Below are 16702 nucleotides of genomic sequence, written 5' to 3' on the forward strand. Positions count from 1 at the left end.
GATTTCCTGTTCAACAGGTACTTTTGCAAAAACGGGATGCTCCCAATACAAGTTGCCTAGGCGCTCAGATCAGGCGAAATAGTAAAGTAAGCTTTCTCTCTCCATTCATCTTTAAAAACTGTTAGCTCTTTGGGTTGACACTGCTTAATCTCGATCGCAATTAGTTGTGGTCTTTCCTGTTCTAGGTCTTCCAGGTAGCCGAGTTGAGCCAGTTGAGCTTCACGGTGACTGACAAAGGGACCAAAATAGTAGGTACAATCAGGCTTTTTCGTGATGATTTCGACCCACCAAGCCTTTCCCATCTTCTCTAAGTAAGACGTAAAAAGCTCTTCAGCATCTTCTAAAAATTTGTTAATGATTACTTGTAATAACTCTAAGCTTAGTGTTGAAGTATGGGCTTGTAACTGTTCTATTGACGCTGTAGGGTTGAGCATGATTATTTCCTATTTGTTAAGTAATCTTTACCCAGCGGATAAATAGGTATAAGTGAGAAGAAACATTAAATTATTTAAAGGAGAGGTTATATCCCCCAGTAAATGTATAACTCGATACAGCATCAAATTAAACCAATCTTTAAGTAGATTTACTTTGATTGATAAAAAGAGCTGAACATCATATCGACAACGCTACAGCGTTTTCTAGGCTAATGAGGTACATCTATCCTACTCTCCCATTCTCTATAGGAGAAGAGAGAAAAATTGACTGTACCTCACCAGTATGAAAATTGCTGTATGAACAATAGCTTGGTATAAATACTTAAACATACTCGTGGTTGAGTAAGTTCTCAGTGCGGCAACTCAAGAGTTAATTTCCTCAGGAATTTAGCTACACCAATCTCCATGTATTTTCCCAATTGATGCATTAATCCTCGGTTCTGGTTGCCGTTTTCGATACAGGCTCTAAAGCGTGACGGCAAAGCTTCTATAACCGGAGTGTGAGCAATATAGAAGCGTTCCAGAAAGAAAACGTATTAAGCGCAAGGAGGAAAAATGCTTCGTTTTTTCAAGTCACCTCTAGTAGTCTCTGGTCTTTTGTGTACAGTAATGTTGTCGGCGGCGTGGGCAAATGTAGGAGAAAAGTTCGCCTCATCCAATGACTCAGCACAATTAGCCATAAAATCATCTGGAGAGTTGATACCAGCTCAATTAAAGACCCAGCCAGCCTCGTCATCAACTATCGCAGCACGTCTAAACTCAGTCAAAGTATTTTTTCCGAAACAGCCCCAGAGCAATAATGACTTCAGCTATGTTGAAGCTGTGAACCGGACAACTCAAAGCCAAACTTTAGCCCGGTTTGCCGTCGAACAATTGATTGCAGGACCAACAAGTGCTGAAAGGCAAAAGGGTTTTGTTGGAGCGGTTCAATTGAGAGATAGCTCCAACTGTGGAGGTGATTTTAATGTATCAATTTCTAGGGGAGCAGCACGTCTGCAATTTTGTCGCACAGTGGTTTCGGCAGGAGTTGGAGATGAGGCTCGGGCAAAAAGTGCCGTAACAGCTACACTTAAGCAATTTAGAGGCGTTCAATCTGTCGTTATTCTGGACAAAAATGGCAATTGCTTTGGGGATATGAGTGGAGAAAACAGGTGTTTAAGCAATTCTCGCTCTTAGTCCACCAGAATGGAAACAGATGTTTGCTTCTGAAATCAGGATTGCATCTGAAACTGAGGTTGTAAGGCTTCAGAATGGTGCATCTCATCACGTCATTATTAATGTGTGGAAGTGCTTCCTGGAATTTGATTGCGAGGTGATTGATGGCACTGGATTTGGGGAGATTTTACCAAGCCTGTAACCCTAGCCCTTTGGATTTAGCTAATCCTGAGGCGCGGAAGTACTATATTGATTTTTCCTCTGTACGTGGAGGCAACATTATGCGGGAGTTGGGGCGAACCATCAGCCGCCTCTCCCCGGATAAGCCGACGTGTCAGTTGTTTACGGGACATATTGGCTGTGGCAAGTCTACAGAATTGCAGCGACTCAAGGCGGACTTGGGGCAGCAGGGGTTTCATGTGGTGTATTTCGAGTCTAGCCAGGTTCTGGAAATGGCAGATGTCGATGTTACGGATATTTTGCTTGCGATCGCACGTCAAGTGAGTGAGAGCCTGGATGCTGTTCAAATCAGGCTTAAGCCAGGATACTTTGTGAGTCTATTCCGTGAAATCGGGGAGATTTTGCAAACACCTGTTGAGATAAGCGATGTGGAGTTTTCTGTCGGCATTGCCAAGATTACGTCTAAGACTAAAGATAGCCCTAAACTTCGCTCTCAGTTGAGGCAATATTTAGAGCCGCGCACGAATGGAATTTTAGAAGCGATTAACAAGGAGATATTTGCACCTGCTACAGAGAGACTAAAGCAGCAAGGCAGAAAAGGACTGGTTGTAATTATTGATAATCTCGATCGCTTAGATAACTCGGTGAAGCCAACAGGACAAATTCAGCCGGAATATCTCTTTGTGGAACGGGGTGAACAGTTAAGCCAGTTGAATTGCCATGTAGTCTATACAATTCCGCTAATATTGAGATTTTCCAATGCTTTGGGAAGGCTGATGAATCGCTTTGGCAGAGAACCCCAGGCATTGCCGATGGTGCCAGTGCAGTTACGCGCTGGTGGTGAATACAAAGAGGGGATGGCGCAGCTGCAACAGATGGTACTGGCGAGAGCATTTCCTGATATTCATCCGGTTCAGCGTGTCGATTTAATTCCAGAAATTTTTGATAGTCCTGAGACGTTAGAGCGACTGTGCCGTGTTAGTGGTGGTCATGCGCGGAATTTGCTGATGCTAGTATCCCGCTGTCTGGAAAGAGACGATCCGCCTCTGTCGCGGGATTGTATTGAGGGAGTGATTCGGCAACGTCGTAATGAGTTAACGATGGCAATCACTGAGGATGAGTGGGAGTTGCTGCGTCAAGTGGGGCAACAGAAAAGCTTAAGAGGAGAGGAACGCTACCAAATTTTAGTACGCGATATGTTTGTATTTGAATATAGAGACTCCGAGGGGTCTTGGTTTGATATCAATCCGATTTTGGCAGAAGCGAAAGAATTTCAGCCATGAGTAACTCGCATCAACCGGAAGATGTTGCTTTCGATAACGAGGGTTCGTTGAAGGCTCTGGTGCGGGCAATTCAGTTCTCTCAGGGGCAATTTCGGTTGATTTTGGCGCGTTGTAATTATGTGGCTTTAAGAGAGCGCATAGTGCAACGACTGCGAGAATTATCTCCTATTCAGATTCGGGAGTTAGTCTTGCCTGATTCTGTCAAGACGCTCTACACCAGCATCAAGGCGGAACTCGGTGACGAGGTGCCACAAGCTTTGATGGTATTTGGTTTGGAGTCAGTAAGCGACATTAAAATAGTTCTCACATCTAGTAACTATATACGCGAGGAGTTTAGTAAAAATTTTCCCTTCCCACTGGTGCTGTGGATTAATGATGAGGTGCAGCAAAACCTACTGCGGTTAGTACCCGATTTGGAAAGTTGGGCAACGAGTGTTGAATTTGCGATCGCAACTGATGAACTCCTTGATTTGCTGCGACAAAAGGTCAAGCCGCTATATACTCGTGATTCAACGATTCATTTAGAAGATTACTTAGAACTCGAAGCGGCTTGGAAGGATTTACAACGGCGGGAACAAGGATTAGAGCCAGATTTAGAGGCGAGTTTAGAGTTTGTTCGGGGTTTAGATAATTTTGCACGCGATCGCATTGATGCAGCTTTGGATCATTACCAAAAATGCTTGACTTTTTGGCAGCAAAATGTACATCTAGAACGACAAGGTATCCTACTAACTTATATTGCTTTAGCCTATTATCGTAAAGCTGAACTCAATCGGGCAGAAAGCCAGCAATCTTGGGAAGAATCTAGGCATTATCTTCAGCAAGGTATTGATGCTTTTGAGCAAGCACAACGTCCAGATTTAGTGGCTAAACATATTAGTCAACTGGGTGAAGTGCTGCGACGCTTGCAAGCTTGGAAACAGTTGCAGGTGCTTGCTGAAAAAGCCTTGACTTTGCATCAAGGTGATTCTCGGCAACTGGCTCAAGATTATGGTTTTTTGGCAGAGGTTGCTCTAGAAGAATCCAATTGGAATGAAGCGCATCAACTCGCTCAACAAGCACTGCAAATTTTAGATAAAATTCCTAATCTTCAGCCATACGAGCAAGGCTTATATCGGTTTGTTGTAGCGCGATCGCAACGGCATTTAGGTCAAGTTCAAGAGGCGATCGCTAATTTAGAACAAGCTAGAGAGAAAAGCAAGCCTCAATACAATCCAGAACTTTATATTGATATTTTGGGAGAATTGCGATCGGTTTATTTTGAGCAGGGTGAATATCTAGCGGCGTTTCGGATTAAGCAAGAGCAGTTACAAGTCGAACATCAGTATGGTTTTCGAGCGTTTATCGGTGCTGGATATTTACTGCCAAAACAGTACAGTGTGAATCCGGCAGTAGAGCAAGTGGAACTGCAAGGCACAATTGCTCAAGAAATTGCCGTTTCTAGTCGAGAACAAGATGTTAAGCGGTTGAAGGAACGACTGAGTAGTAACGAGCATAAACTGATTGTTATTCATGGTCAATCAGGTGTTGGGAAAAGTTCGATTTTGCAGGCGGGATTAATCCCTACATTGCAACAGCAAGCGATTGGTGAACGAGATACTTTACCAATTCTGTTGCGAGTTTACACAGATTGGGTTGGGGCGTTGGGGAGTTGTTTAGATGAGGGGTTATCTTCCCTGCCACGTTTACCCCCCCAGCCCTCCTCACTAAAGCTCCGGTTGTTAAGGGGGGAGCAAGCAGAAAGGTTTGATCCTGCTTCGCATTCCCCGTGCGATCCCCCCCAGCCCCCCTTAATAAGGGGGGAGCAACAGGAAGAACAAGAGGAAAGCCCCCCTTTTGAAGGGGGGTTGGGGGGATCTCTTTCTGCGCCTATCCTCGAACAATTACGCAATAATGCTGAGAACAATCTGCTGACAGTTTTGATTTTTGACCAGTTTGAAGAGTTTTTCTTTGTTTATACCGACCAAAAGAAACGGCAACCGTTTTATGAGTTTCTGCGCGTTTGTCTAGATATTCCCTTTGTGAAGGTTATTTTCTCTTTGCGGGAAGATTATTTGCATTATTTGCTGGAATGCGATCGCCTGCTCAATCTAACGGTGATTAACAACAATATTCTCGATAAGAAGATTCGCTATTACTTGGGCAACTTCTCACCGGACGATGCAACCGTTGTTATCCGGAATTTGACTGAAAAATCCCAGTTTCCTTTGGAGTCTGGGTTAGTTGATGCCTTCGTGCAGGATTTGGCGGGGAGGTTGGGGAGGTTCGTCCGATTGAGTTGCAAATTGTGGGTATGCAATTGCAAACCGAGAAGATTACTACCTTGGAGCAATATCAGCAGGGTTGGACGAAAAACAAGCTGGTGGAGCGATTTTTAGAAGATGTGATTCATGACTGTGGGGCAGAGAATGAACGGACGGCGCGACTGGTTTTATATTTACTCACGAATGAAAACGGCACTCGTCCCCTCAAGACTCGCGCTGAGTTAGCGGCTGAATTAGCGGCTGAAGCGAATCCGTTGGATTTGGTGTTGGAGATTTTTGTTAAATCGGGGTTAGTTTTGCTGTTGCCGGAAAAACCGGAGTATCTCTATCAACTGGTGCACGATTATTTGGTGGAGTTCATTCGTCAACAACAGGGGGCGGGACTCTTAGCAGAACTGGCAGAAGCAAAAGAAAAACAGAAATTAACTGAAGCACAACTCCGACAAGCTCTACAGCAAGCAAAGATTTCTGAGATTGAAGCGCTAAGTGCTTTATCTCAAGTCTTACTCTTATCACACGACCAACTGGAAGCCTTGGTAGCTAGCGTTAAGGCAGGTATAAAGCTAAAGGAGATTGAAGCACCACACGATGTCAGGATTCAGACAGTGGGGAGATTACAGCAGGCAGTCTATGGAGTAGTGCGAGAGCGTAATCGCTTTCATGGACATATTGATAGTGTTTTGGGCGTAAGTTTCAGTCCTGATGGTCAGATGCTAGCTTCTGCTGGTCAAGATGCAACTGTCAAACTCTGGCGCATTGACGGCACCCTACTCAAAAGCCTCGAAGGGCATCAATCTAGTGTCATAGCTGTGAGTTTTAGCCCAGATGGTCAAACTATTGCCTCTGCGAGTGTTGACAAAACTGTCAAGCTTTGGGGTCTTGACGGTACTCTATATAAAACCCTTCGCGGGCACAAAAATTTCGTTTTAGCTGTGAGTTTTAGTCCAGATGGTCAAATTATTGCCTCTGCTAGTCGTGACAAAACTATCAAACTCTGGAGCCGTGATGGCACACTACTTCAGACCCTCAAAGGGCATAGCAATTGGGTATTAAATGTGAGTTTTAGCCCGGATGGTCAAATTATTGCCTCTGCTAGTGTTGACAAAACCATCAAACTCTGGAGCCGTGACGGCACACTGCTTCAAACCCTTCAAGGGCATAAGAAACGTGTTTTGGCTGTCAGTTTCAGTCCTGATGGTAAGCAACTTTCCTCTGCAAGTCTTGACGAAACTTTCAAGCCTTGGAGAATCGGTAACGTCTCCTCCAAAACTTATACCTACGACATAACGCACAAATATCACAGTGCTGGAATCATAGCTGTGAGTTTCAGTCCTGATGGAAGAACACTAGCTTCCGCCAGCCAAGACGGCACTGTGATGCTCATAAGCTTTGATGAAAACTATAGAACTACTCAGTGGCACGGCAAAGGCATTTTGGGAATGAGTTTTAGTCCCGATAGCAAGATAATTGCCTCTGCTAATTATGATGGAACCGTAAGACTTTGGAGCATTGATGGTACGCGACCACAAACTCTTTTGGGACATAGCGGGTCGGTTACGGCTGTAAGTTTCAGTCCTGATGGTCAGGTGATCGCCTCTGCCAGTAATGATAAGACTGTGAAACTGTGGAGCCGTGATGGCAGGTTACTCAAGAGTTTCCAGTGTACAGAGCATAGTATCTTCGTCTGGATTAGGGCTGTAAGTTTCAGCCCAGATGGTCAGACCATTGCCTCTTCTGATACTGACATGGCTGTGAAGCTCTGGAACCTCGACGGTACCTTGCTTAAAACTCTTGGTGGACACAGCAATGGTGTTCATAGTGTCAGTTTTAGTCCAGATGGTAAGATGATCGCCTCTGCCAGTGCTGATAACACTGTGAAGCTCTGGAGTACCAATGGTGCTTTGCTCAAAACCCTACAAGGACATAGCGAAGGTGTTTATAGTATCAGTTTCAGTCCAGACGGTAAGATGATTGCCTCTGCTAGTGCTGATAACACTGTGAAGCTTTGGAATTTTGATGGCAAATTGCTTCAAACTTTTCAAGGGCATAGTGATTGGGTCTGGGGTGTCACTTTCAGCTCAGATGGTCAGACGATTGCCTCTGCTAGTCGGGACAGAACAGTGAAACTCTGGAACCGAGAAGGCACTTTGCTCAAAACCCTACAAGGACACAGCTATGGTGTCACGAGTATAAGTTTTAGTCCAGATGGTAAGACCATTGCTTCTGCTAGTAAAGATTACACCATCAAACTTTGGAATAGGGAAGGTGTAGAACTACAGACCTTTATAGGGCGTAGCTATGGTGTCAATAGTGTGAGCTTCAGCCCTGATGGTAAAAAAATTGCTTCTGCCAATGATGATGGGACAGTGATTTTGTGGAACTTGGATTTAGATGATTTGATATTACGCGGTTGTAATCGCCTGCGGGATTATCTGAAGACTAACCAAAATGTGAGTGAGAGCGATCGCACTCTCTGCGACGGCATTCCTATTCAGCAGTAAGTGTTGGCGCAAAATACTGAACGGTGAGTAGAGGTTCGATCGCCTGAAGATATGCGGCAATGTGAGAGAATGCGATCGCGAAGCGGGACAAAGGCGATCGCACTCTCTACGCTAGTGTTGAGCAGCAGAACTCGTTAAGCTCAAAGTGTAGTTGAGTTGAAAGGACGTGCGATCGTGTCAAACTTATTAGAACTAGAAGGAACTTGGGAAGAGATTGTCGCTTACTCAGAAAAGCTAGCCGGACACCGAGTGCGCGTCATCATTCTCCCTGACAAGCCTCAATCTTTGTCTACCGAAACACCAACGCCTTTAATTCACTCCACAGCCGAATCTCTCTTAAAGTATGCAGGAACATGGGAAGGCGATGACGTTGAGGAGTGCCTTCAACTGGTATATGATACTCGCGGTCAAATAGAGCTTTAACCTTGTACCTACTCGATACAAACCACTGTAGCCGCATCATCCAGGGAGACACCGTTCTAGTTCGTCGCCTTCAAGAGTTAGGCAAAGTGCCAGTTGCTACCAACGTCATCGTTTGCGGTGAACTCACCTTCATGGCGCAAAATTCCCAACAGAGGGCGGCTAATATAATCCGAGTACAAGTTTTTCTGCGAGGCATTGACATCTATCCCATAGACAGAGAAACTGCGGATATCTACGGTCAGTTCAAAGCAGAAATTATCACTCAGTTTGGTCCCAGAGAAAGAAGTAGACGCAGAACCACCAAGATTGAAGAACTGGGGATGAGTGAAAATGACCTATGGATTGCTTCTACGGCTTTACGCCACGAGATAACCCTTGTTTCTGCCGACAGCGATTTTCAAAGAATGCGAGAAGTAAGGGCATTTTCTTTAGAGAGTTGGTTGTCACCCGACACTCCTACCCCACCAACTCCTTAAAGCCGTGACGGATTAATATTAGCGATCGCACTCTCTGCGACGGCATTCCTACTCAGAAATAAGTGCTAGGGCGAGAGGTTGAGCCTGCCGAGGTTCAGATTCCGGACTTCTTGAAGAAGTCCGGAATCTCGTCGTCACGAACTATGCTCTGGCGACTTACTGCCATGTGAGAGAATGCGATCGCGAAGCGGGACAAAGGCGATCGCACTTTAACCCCTAGCCTGGATGCTGGAATGCGATCGCGAACTACTGCAAATTCTCTTGGTTCTTCGCCGCCATAGTTCAAGTCTAAAAGCGATCACATTCTCTCCAACCAAGCTTATTTAGCTCAACTAACCCTCAGCCTTTGTTAACCGCCCTAACCTCCCTTCATAAGCAAGAAATATAAGAATTAACCTATATTCTTGGGAAGCCATATTCCTTTCCACCTCTTATTCCCCCCTTAAAAAGGGGGGTTAGGGGGGTAAACAAAAGCTGAATTAACTGCTACTCCGCATCATAACGAAGTTTAAGATATCGCCTTTGCAAGTTGACCGTATCTGATAAATCATTGAGGCTATAAATTACCTCAGCAAGAGACTGCCTGAATCGTTCATCATCTGTAAGTTCTGAAAGTTCAGACAAGAAAGTTAGCTCAGCTTCAATGATTTCTGAGATGCAAGCATAGTTGAGTCGAACTACTTGATGAATTGCTTCCATATTTAACAGTAATTAACAACTTAATGATATTAATAAAAATATTAAAAATTGTAAATAAAATTATAGGCAAAGGCATAACTTTATTGAAAATAACTAATACATTGTCTTACCTGAATAAGCTTTTAAATTCATCAATAACGGCGACAAGCCAAACCCATACAGGTGCATCCAAATGCATACATAAATAGTATTTTCTTGTGGGGTGGGCATCCTGCCCGCCCTAAGACGGGGCGTGTCGCCTAGCCCACAAGAATGTATTTGCACATTTGGGATACACCCAACCCATAAAACAAAGTAGAGACGTTCCGACGGAACGTCTCTACGACTCAAAAAGGTTTGGTATGAACTATTACTTTTAGCTTAACTAAGACCTTGCACCATTCTCACTTAGCCCGAAAACCCGCCCGGAGTTTAAACTCCGGGCTAATAGCGAAAGTCCACTTAAGTGGACTAAAACTCCTATCTAGTCGTCTAAAGACGACTTTAACTACTCGCTGTAGGGTTTGAACCCTTGGCGGATTGATTATTAAACTGGTGCAAGATATCAGTTAAGCCAAATGATACTCGCTTAAGGTGCTTGCCAGATTCGTTGGTGGTAGTGTTCTAGATCAGCATAGGGGTCTGTCGCCTCGTGAGAATGTCCGTGATGATCGTGATGTCCATGATCATCAGCATGATCATGAGAATGTCCGTGGGTAACACCCTTACTGACGGCAGCCTGCCGGAACTTGCACATCTCACAATTCATTTGCACCTGTCCTAGTTGCGTCTCAATTTCCCGATCTCGCAAAATTGAGAGTAACTGAGGTTGAATCCCCATTTCTGGCAAACAAGTCATCGAAATTTCTGGATATTGCTCTTGCTGCTGGGCAGTAATATCAAAAATCTTTTTGACTAAACTGCCAGTAAAGAGGAAGTACGGCAGAACAATAATCCGCTTGGGTTCATAGAGTCGCGCACGACGGAAGCCTTCTTCCAATCGGGGATGGGTAATGCCAATAAAACAAGTTTCAACCGTTTTATAACCGCTTCCTTCCCAAAGCATTCGAGCCATTTTATAGACATCACCATTGGCATCAGGATCGCTGGAACCCCGACCGACGAATAGTAGTACAGTGTCCTGTCGATTTTGGATTTTGGACTGTTCTTGGGGTTCGGAGTCCCCAAAAGGCTGGTCAAGTTTGCTCATGCGATCGCGCCATAAATCCAAGATTCCTGGAGTAATCCCAAAATGGCGCCCGTAGTGAAACCTCACCTGTGGATGTCTCACTCTTGCCCTATCTAATTCATTGGTGACATCAAACTTGTTGTGCCGCGCAGCAAACAACAGAATTGGTAGGGCAGAGAGTTCGGTATAACCCTGTTCCACACATTGGTCTACCCCCTCCTGAATTGTTGGCGCCGTCAGTTCCAGAAAACAAGGCACAACGGGTCGGGAGGAGTCCAAGGCTTGATAAACTTTGGCAAAATCTAGAAAAGTCTGACGCCCTTCCTCGTCCCTAGTACCATGACCAATCATCAACAACGGGCGTTGGAGGGGCAGTGGTGGCAACAATAGTGGCTCAGTGCTGAAATCGGTTGAATTGAAAGTAGGCATTAACTTCAAAGCTCCCTTCCCGTGCAAGGCGGGAAATAGAGTGGATAGGCAACATATAGGCGTTCTGGCTTAAGGTGGAATGACTTGAGGTAAGGCACAAACCGATTCTCAATGTCGCTCACCGACCTTTACAGCTGCCGCACAGCCCCGGACTTACACCGGTGTTTCCCTATGTTGTTGCGGTTCACTTGTGCCTTGATATATTAGCTGAAAAGACTCGAATGTAATATGCAGGGGAGGGGCTTTCTCATTTAAAACAGCCTATTTAGGTATTGTTAGATTAATTTCGTCAAAGCTATGAACGATGTAATCAATAATTTTATTGAAGAGCTAGCAAGCTTCAAATCATCAAGTAACTTATTTAATCAATATTCCTATGAACTCAATGCAAATTCGATAAGGAGAAACAACTTATTTCTCTATCTCCAACAGATGGCAAATTTGAAGCCTAAGATTTTACTGGTTGGAGAGGCATCTGGAAATCGAGGGTGCCGCTTAACAGGTGTACCGTTTACTAGTGAATATATTTTGTTAAACGGACTGGAGCCGATTGGCTTATTTGGAGAGCGTCGGGGGTATCAAAAAACTGATGAGTTTGAAAAACTTTGGAAGGAAGCAAGCGCCAGCATTGTTTGGGAAACCCTAGTAAAAGGTTTGTATATTCCTTTGATTTGGAATGCAGTTCCGTTTCATCCTTTCCAAGGAGAAAACCCCTTGTCTAACCGCAAGCCAACAAAAACTGAAATAGCTATGGGCAAAGTCTTTTTACAAGAGTTAATCCAGCTATTTGATATCAAAATTATTATCGCTGTCGGAAATATTGCGGAATCAACGCTTCAGACGATGGGACTCGCCTGCAAGAAGGTGCGGCACCCATCCTATGGTGGTAAAACGATGTTTATCAAAGGCATCCAGGAGTTATCAGCATCATCAGCTGAATGTCACTGACTTAAGCAAAAAATAGTCATTTTTAGAAAAACCAGGCTTGGGGGGCTTCCCCCCAAACCCCCCACTGGGGGACGGAGTGCCTCCCCCAGACCCCCTGCACAAAGGGCGATCGGTGTGATGAATTTTCTTAAGTCAGTGCCATTCATCCCTGGCTGAAACTAGCCGGGAGGCAGAGGAGGTTTTTGAATCAAGCTTTCTTTAGAGCAATTCCTTTTTTTCAAATCTACCCGGATAGCTATAGCATCCCTAGGAATAGAGAAGTGGTAGATGCACCCTGATAATTTAAACCCCCGCCTATTCTAGGTTGGGGGTTTTCTCTTGCCACTTTGTCCGTGACGGCATTTTTTGTAGGTTTCGCAAAAATCTGTGTAACAGGATACTTTTTGGAAAATATTCTGTAAATTTCGCTACAGTTCAGTAAATTTTATGTAGCATGAAATTAGATGACACAGAGGGAGGAAGGAGACTGCTAGCGCAGGAGGCATGACTTTGAGGAGGATGCCATAGCTGATCTAGTTCAGTCCAGCATTTTGATATGAGTATGCACGAAGCTAGACGCAACAGAACATCAGATTTACGTCGATCAAAGAAAGCCGAGGCGAGAGTGGAAGCCTTAGTAAGCCAAGATCCAGATCCATTGACAGCGATTCTCCTGATTCTTTTTAGTTCCTTTGCCGTAGGGTTAATCCCTATCATGTATGGTCTTAACTTGGAACAGATACAACCTCAAGCTGAGACAAGTCTTACACAGGAAGGTTTGTGGGGGACTTTTGGAGAGCAGGATTAGAACAAATAAAGACGTGCCTTGGCACGTCTCTATTTCTAGATAAAGGTTTTTCTCTGTCTAGCAGGGGATTTAAGCTGAAGCTGATTCAGGAGTGATCTGGATAGGAATAGGCACATCTGCCGGAATGAAACTACGCGATCGCTGAGTCGGAATTAACGATACCTCGGTAGTCAAGAGGAAGCTAGTAAAACTAGCAATAATAATCACAGGTACCATTGCCGTGTCAGAAAGTACGCTAAGAATCACCGTGGTACTGATTGGCGTTTTTGTCACTGCAACATTGACTGCTGCCATCAAGCAGATCATGCCAATGGTTGGGTGGACTTGGGGAATCGCTAGAGAAATTGCCAAGCCGGATGCGGCACCAATATAGAACAGTGGGAAGATAAATCCGCCCCGGAACCCGGAGTGTAGAGTACAACAGACTGCCAGCATTTTAGCAAGTGCAATCATCAGCAACATCGTCATCCCAAACGTAGAACCCGTTGCGACGATGGATTGAATCTCTTTTTCGCCAAAAAACAGAGTTTGGGGAAATACCAAAGCAATTAACCCAATTGATAATCCTCCCAACGTGGCAAGCAAAATCCGACGATGTTCAAGATACTGACTTAGCCAGCCGATGCTGCGGAACATAACAATAAAGATAACGGCAATCAGCGCTCCAACTGCCCCAAGCAGCCCTCCCTCAACTAGATGCATCAGCGAGAGTGGAGGAATTGCGGCAAAGTGATACATTCCGCCAATCGTTAACCCTGTATTGAAGCGAAACACAAAAAAGCTCAAAATAGCGGAAAGTACGGCTGGGATAATCGCTTCATAATATTCCAATCCTCGACGGTGAGGAATTTCTAGGGCAAAGAGTGCCCCACCAAGGGGCGCACCAAAGAATGCACCAAGGGCAGCACTCATGCCGCAGAAGGTTAGGACACGAGTTGTCGTTAGACTGAGTTTGAGCTTCTTGCCAAGCCAGCCACCAAAACTACCATTAATCTGTACAAGTGGCGCTTCTGGCCCAGCACTACCACCTGCTGTAATTGAAACGAGTGAAGCAACAATCATTGCTGGAGTCTGGCGTAGAGAAATTCTGCCTGGATCATGTACCTGATCGACAACAAAAGAAACTTCACCGGGAAGCCCCATAAAGTAAAGGGTAATGCCAACCAACAAGCCACCAATGGTAGTGGCAATCCAGACGTAATTCCACGCGGGAAAGTTGGAAGAAAAGTAGGGGGCAAGAAACTCTGGAAGCGTATGCCAGACAACATGTAGACTGGCTTCCAGTAAGTAGTAGTAAGCGGTGGCGACTAATCCTCCGGCAATACCAATCACGGCGGCACAGAGAATCATTTGCTGATAGCTAAGTTCGCTTGTTTTGGTAACAAGACTTGGTGGTTCCTCAGCATTGTCTGCCTCAGAAACATTTGTTTGATTTGGAGTCGTTGACGACATGAAATCTCTTCAACCTGGCTAGGGGGATGAGCGAATGAACGTTAACTTAAGCCCAAGGCACCAAGGTCAATGTATTAAAAACAACACTTGTCCATCCTGGATTAAGGGCAAGTCATCAAAATTAGACAATTGCTTTAAACTGATACAGTTTGGGATTGACTCGGTTCGAGGCGATACTCGGAGTCAACCAAGTCAGCAGAAATCGGTACAAGTTGCACGGCACAGGCTTTTAATTCCGGTTGCTGCGACTCCGGACAGGATTCGGGGTGAGTTAGGGCATTTGCTTCGGCTTTATCTGCCCAAAGTGCGCCCCAGTGCATGGGGACAAAGACTGTACCAGGGGTAATTGCCTTGGTAATAGTAGCGGGAAAGCGAGAAAATCCCCGACGCGATCGCACTTCCACCCAATCATTCTCATGAATCCCCAATTGCTTGGCATCACGAGGATGAATCTCAATAAAGGGCTGAGGATGCATCTGTTGAATTTTCTCAATTCGACCTGTCCGCGTTAGAGTATGCCAGTGTCCGTAGAGTCTGCCAGTGGTTAGGACGAAGGGATACTCTGGATTGGGTGGTTCAGCCAATCCTTGGGAATGATAGGCAACAAAGCGAGCGCGTCCATCCGGGGTTGGGAATTGTAGATTGGTATAAAGCCTTTTGGCTTTTGCCTTTTCCCGACTGCCTTTTTCAGGACAGGGCCATTGAATCGGGCCTTCAGTTTTCAGACGCTCATGACTAATGCCACTATGGTCACAGAGGCGATCGCGTGTTAATTGCACAAATTCAGCGTAGACTTCAGCCGAGTTACTAAACGTAAACTGTTCAGTAAAACCTAAGCGACGACCGACTTCGGCAAAAATCTCCCAATCTGCCTTTGCCATTCCCGGCGGGGTACGGAAAGCGCTTGCAAGGGTGACCATCCGCTCAGAGTTGGTCATTGTACCCGTTTTCTCGCCCCACTGAGCGGCAGGGAGTAGGACATGAGCATAGGCAGCCGTTTCCGTGGGGTAGTAAGCGTCTTGGTAAACCGTAAAAGGCGATCGCAATAAAGCCGCTTTCGTGCGCTCCAAATCCGGCATACTCACCGCAGGATTAGTCGCTGCAATCCAGAGAAACCCCACATCTCCCGTTTCCAAACCCGTAATAATCTCCCAAGCTGTGCGACCGGGATACGGTGAAATTTGCCCTGAGGGAACACCCCAAAACTGCTCAACTTCCGCTCGATGCTGAGAATTGGTGACATAACGGTAACCGGGTAACAGGTGACATAATCCCCCAACTTCCCGTCCTCCCATCGCGTTTGGCTGTCCTGTCAGAGAAAAGGGTCCTGCACCAGGCTTGCCAATCTGAGCGGTCATCAGATGTAAATTAATCAGACTGCATACCTTTGCCGTGCCTTCTGAGGACTGGTTCAAACCCATTGTCCACATCGAGAGAACTCGCTCTGACTCAGCCCAATAACGTGCGGCGGTTTCGAGTTCACGAACGGAAATTCCGCAGCGCTGGGCGACTACCTGGGGTGGGTAGTGCTGGATTACTTCAGTTAAAGCCGAAAACTGGCTTGTACAATCTTCAATAAAGTCTGTATTAAACTTGCCCCAACGCAATAGTAGATGGGCAATGCCATTGAATAAATCAATATCTGTACCGGGTTGAATCGCTAAATGTAAGTCTGCTGCCTCAGCTGTAGTGGTGCGACGGGGATCGACCACAATCAGTTTGACATGGCGGTTCTTTTTGTGGTGTTTCTGGAAGCGGTTGAAGATAATCGGATGACACTCCGCCGCGTTGGAGCCGACAATAAACGCACAGTCCGTTAGTTCTAAATCTTCATAGCAACAGGGGGGTCCATCGGAACCCAGGCTGTTAATATACCCCTTTGTGGCGGAAGCCATGCATAAGCGGGAGTTGGTATCAAAGTTATTGGTGCCGAGGAAACCTCTGAAGAGTTTTTGGGCGAGGTAGTAGTCTTCTGTGAGGTGTTGACCGGAACCATAGAAGCACAAAGCGTCTGCGCCAGAGGTAGCACAAACGGTTTGGATACGACTGACAACACGCTCAAAGGCTTCGTCCCAACTTGCCCGTCGAAACGGCTCATCAAGCGAGTCACGCACCATTGGGTAAAGAAGTCGGTCTTTATTGATGGATTCAGTAACCGTAGCTCCTTTAACACAAACCATACCTTGACTTGAGGGATGGTTGCGATCGCCTTTTACCTTCCAGATTGGAGTCCCCTGGCTGTCACGGTTTGTGGCGTGACCGCGTTGCGCTGGAGGCAAAACCTCCAATCCACAGCCCACGCCGCAGTATGGACAGACTGTTTTTATTGAATCAGTCATAAGCCGTTATCTCGTCGTAGTTGCCTATCGGATGACCAAGAAGAATTCAGGAGTTCATCCCAAGTTGCAGTCAGTGGTGAGCTTTGAGCGGATAGCTTGTACCCAGGAATTCTATTTGAATGCAACTTGGTATCAGAATTAGAAGGATTTCAGCCAATTGAAAT

The 16702-nt window shown here is 45.6% G+C and carries 14 protein-coding genes; 8 read left to right on the forward strand and 6 right to left on the reverse strand.

Annotated elements, in window-relative coordinates; genetic code table 11:
* Positions 1-56: 56 nt before the first annotated feature.
* Positions 57-434: a DUF1816 domain-containing protein gene (locus AC5JL3_RS25815; protein WP_496077194.1), complete on the reverse strand. Its 378-nt coding sequence runs from the start codon at positions 432-434 to the stop codon at positions 57-59.
* Between the two features lie 555 nt (positions 435-989).
* Between AC5JL3_RS25815 and AC5JL3_RS25820 the strand changes: the two genes are divergently transcribed.
* The 6 genes from AC5JL3_RS25820 (at position 990) to AC5JL3_RS25845 (ending at position 8716) form a co-directional block, all read left to right on the forward strand.
* Complete coding sequence (locus AC5JL3_RS25820; RefSeq protein ID WP_496077195.1) at positions 990-1610, forward strand: GerMN domain-containing protein; 621 nt, start codon at positions 990-992, stop codon at positions 1608-1610.
* A gap of 143 nt (positions 1611-1753) precedes the next feature.
* Entirely contained in the window at positions 1754-3052 is a 1299-nt protein-coding gene (locus AC5JL3_RS25825; RefSeq protein WP_496077196.1) for a P-loop NTPase fold protein, read from the forward strand.
* On the forward strand, positions 3049-5430 hold the full coding sequence (locus tag AC5JL3_RS25830) for a tetratricopeptide repeat protein (RefSeq protein WP_496077197.1): 2382 nt from the start codon (positions 3049-3051) through the stop codon (positions 5428-5430). The genes AC5JL3_RS25825 and AC5JL3_RS25830 overlap by 4 nt, the downstream gene beginning before the upstream one ends.
* Positions 5346-7817: a WD40 domain-containing protein gene (locus AC5JL3_RS25835; protein WP_496077198.1), complete on the forward strand. Its 2472-nt coding sequence runs from the start codon at positions 5346-5348 to the stop codon at positions 7815-7817. The genes AC5JL3_RS25830 and AC5JL3_RS25835 overlap by 85 nt, the downstream gene beginning before the upstream one ends.
* A gap of 174 nt (positions 7818-7991) precedes the next feature.
* Positions 7992-8240, forward strand: coding sequence for a hypothetical protein (locus tag AC5JL3_RS25840; protein ID WP_496077199.1), 249 nt, complete (start codon positions 7992-7994; stop codon positions 8238-8240).
* 2 nt (positions 8241-8242) lie between these two features.
* On the forward strand, positions 8243-8716 hold the full coding sequence (locus AC5JL3_RS25845) for a type II toxin-antitoxin system VapC family toxin (protein ID WP_496077200.1): 474 nt from the start codon (positions 8243-8245) through the stop codon (positions 8714-8716).
* Between the two features lie 94 nt (positions 8717-8810).
* On the opposite strand, the gene AC5JL3_RS25850 is transcribed toward AC5JL3_RS25845, so the two are convergent.
* The 3 genes from AC5JL3_RS25850 to AC5JL3_RS25860 all read right to left on the reverse strand — a co-directional run bounded on the left by AC5JL3_RS25850 (position 8811) and on the right by AC5JL3_RS25860 (position 11012).
* Positions 8811-9002 (reverse strand): hypothetical protein, encoded by a 192-nt coding sequence (locus AC5JL3_RS25850; protein WP_496077201.1) that lies wholly within the window; start codon positions 9000-9002, stop codon positions 8811-8813.
* Positions 9003-9202: 200 nt separating this feature from the next.
* Positions 9203-9415, reverse strand: coding sequence for a hypothetical protein (locus tag AC5JL3_RS25855; RefSeq protein WP_496077202.1), 213 nt, complete (start codon positions 9413-9415; stop codon positions 9203-9205).
* 568 nt (positions 9416-9983) lie between these two features.
* On the reverse strand, positions 9984-11012 hold the full coding sequence (locus AC5JL3_RS25860) for a sirohydrochlorin chelatase (RefSeq protein ID WP_496077203.1): 1029 nt from the start codon (positions 11010-11012) through the stop codon (positions 9984-9986).
* A gap of 297 nt (positions 11013-11309) precedes the next feature.
* Here AC5JL3_RS25860 and AC5JL3_RS25865 point away from each other — a divergent pair, with 297 nt between their 5' ends.
* Together AC5JL3_RS25865 and AC5JL3_RS25870 are read left to right on the forward strand one after the other, a co-directional pair.
* Positions 11310-11960, forward strand: a complete 651-nt coding sequence (locus AC5JL3_RS25865) for a uracil-DNA glycosylase (RefSeq protein ID WP_496077204.1) — start codon at positions 11310-11312, stop codon at positions 11958-11960.
* A 535-nt stretch (positions 11961-12495) separates the two neighbouring features.
* Positions 12496-12747, forward strand: a complete 252-nt coding sequence (locus tag AC5JL3_RS25870; protein WP_348259275.1) for a hypothetical protein — start codon at positions 12496-12498, stop codon at positions 12745-12747.
* Positions 12748-12816: 69 nt separating this feature from the next.
* Here AC5JL3_RS25870 and AC5JL3_RS25875 read toward each other — a convergent pair whose 3' ends face one another.
* Both AC5JL3_RS25875 and AC5JL3_RS25880 read right to left on the reverse strand, forming a co-directional pair.
* Positions 12817-14199: a chloride channel protein gene (locus AC5JL3_RS25875; RefSeq protein WP_496077205.1), complete on the reverse strand. Its 1383-nt coding sequence runs from the start codon at positions 14197-14199 to the stop codon at positions 12817-12819.
* A gap of 134 nt (positions 14200-14333) precedes the next feature.
* Positions 14334-16538 (reverse strand): molybdopterin oxidoreductase family protein, encoded by a 2205-nt coding sequence (locus AC5JL3_RS25880; RefSeq protein ID WP_496077206.1) that lies wholly within the window; start codon positions 16536-16538, stop codon positions 14334-14336.
* Positions 16539-16702 lie beyond the last annotated feature (164 nt).

This window comes from Symplocastrum torsivum (assembly GCF_059505465.1).

Bases quoted from the DNA above. Each gene is read 5' to 3' on its own strand.
- AC5JL3_RS25865 (WP_496077204.1), top strand. From the start codon at position 11,310: ATGAACGATGTAATCAATAATTTTATTGAAGAGCTAGCAAGCTTCAAA.
- AC5JL3_RS25835 (WP_496077198.1), top strand. From the start codon at position 5,346: ATGCAATTGCAAACCGAGAAGATTACTACCTTGGAGCAATATCAGCAG.
- AC5JL3_RS25870 (WP_348259275.1), top strand. From the start codon at position 12,496: ATGAGTATGCACGAAGCTAGACGCAACAGAACATCAGATTTACGTCGA.
- AC5JL3_RS25855 (WP_496077202.1), bottom strand. From the start codon at position 9,415: ATGGAAGCAATTCATCAAGTAGTTCGACTCAACTATGCTTGCATCTCA.
- AC5JL3_RS25880 (WP_496077206.1), bottom strand. From the start codon at position 16,538: ATGACTGATTCAATAAAAACAGTCTGTCCATACTGCGGCGTGGGCTGT.
- AC5JL3_RS25815 (WP_496077194.1), bottom strand. From the start codon at position 434: ATGCTCAACCCTACAGCGTCAATAGAACAGTTACAAGCCCATACTTCA.
- AC5JL3_RS25820 (WP_496077195.1), top strand. From the start codon at position 990: ATGCTTCGTTTTTTCAAGTCACCTCTAGTAGTCTCTGGTCTTTTGTGT.
- AC5JL3_RS25830 (WP_496077197.1), top strand. From the start codon at position 3,049: ATGAGTAACTCGCATCAACCGGAAGATGTTGCTTTCGATAACGAGGGT.
- AC5JL3_RS25860 (WP_496077203.1), bottom strand. From the start codon at position 11,012: ATGCCTACTTTCAATTCAACCGATTTCAGCACTGAGCCACTATTGTTG.
- AC5JL3_RS25825 (WP_496077196.1), top strand. From the start codon at position 1,754: ATGGCACTGGATTTGGGGAGATTTTACCAAGCCTGTAACCCTAGCCCT.
- AC5JL3_RS25875 (WP_496077205.1), bottom strand. From the start codon at position 14,199: ATGTCGTCAACGACTCCAAATCAAACAAATGTTTCTGAGGCAGACAAT.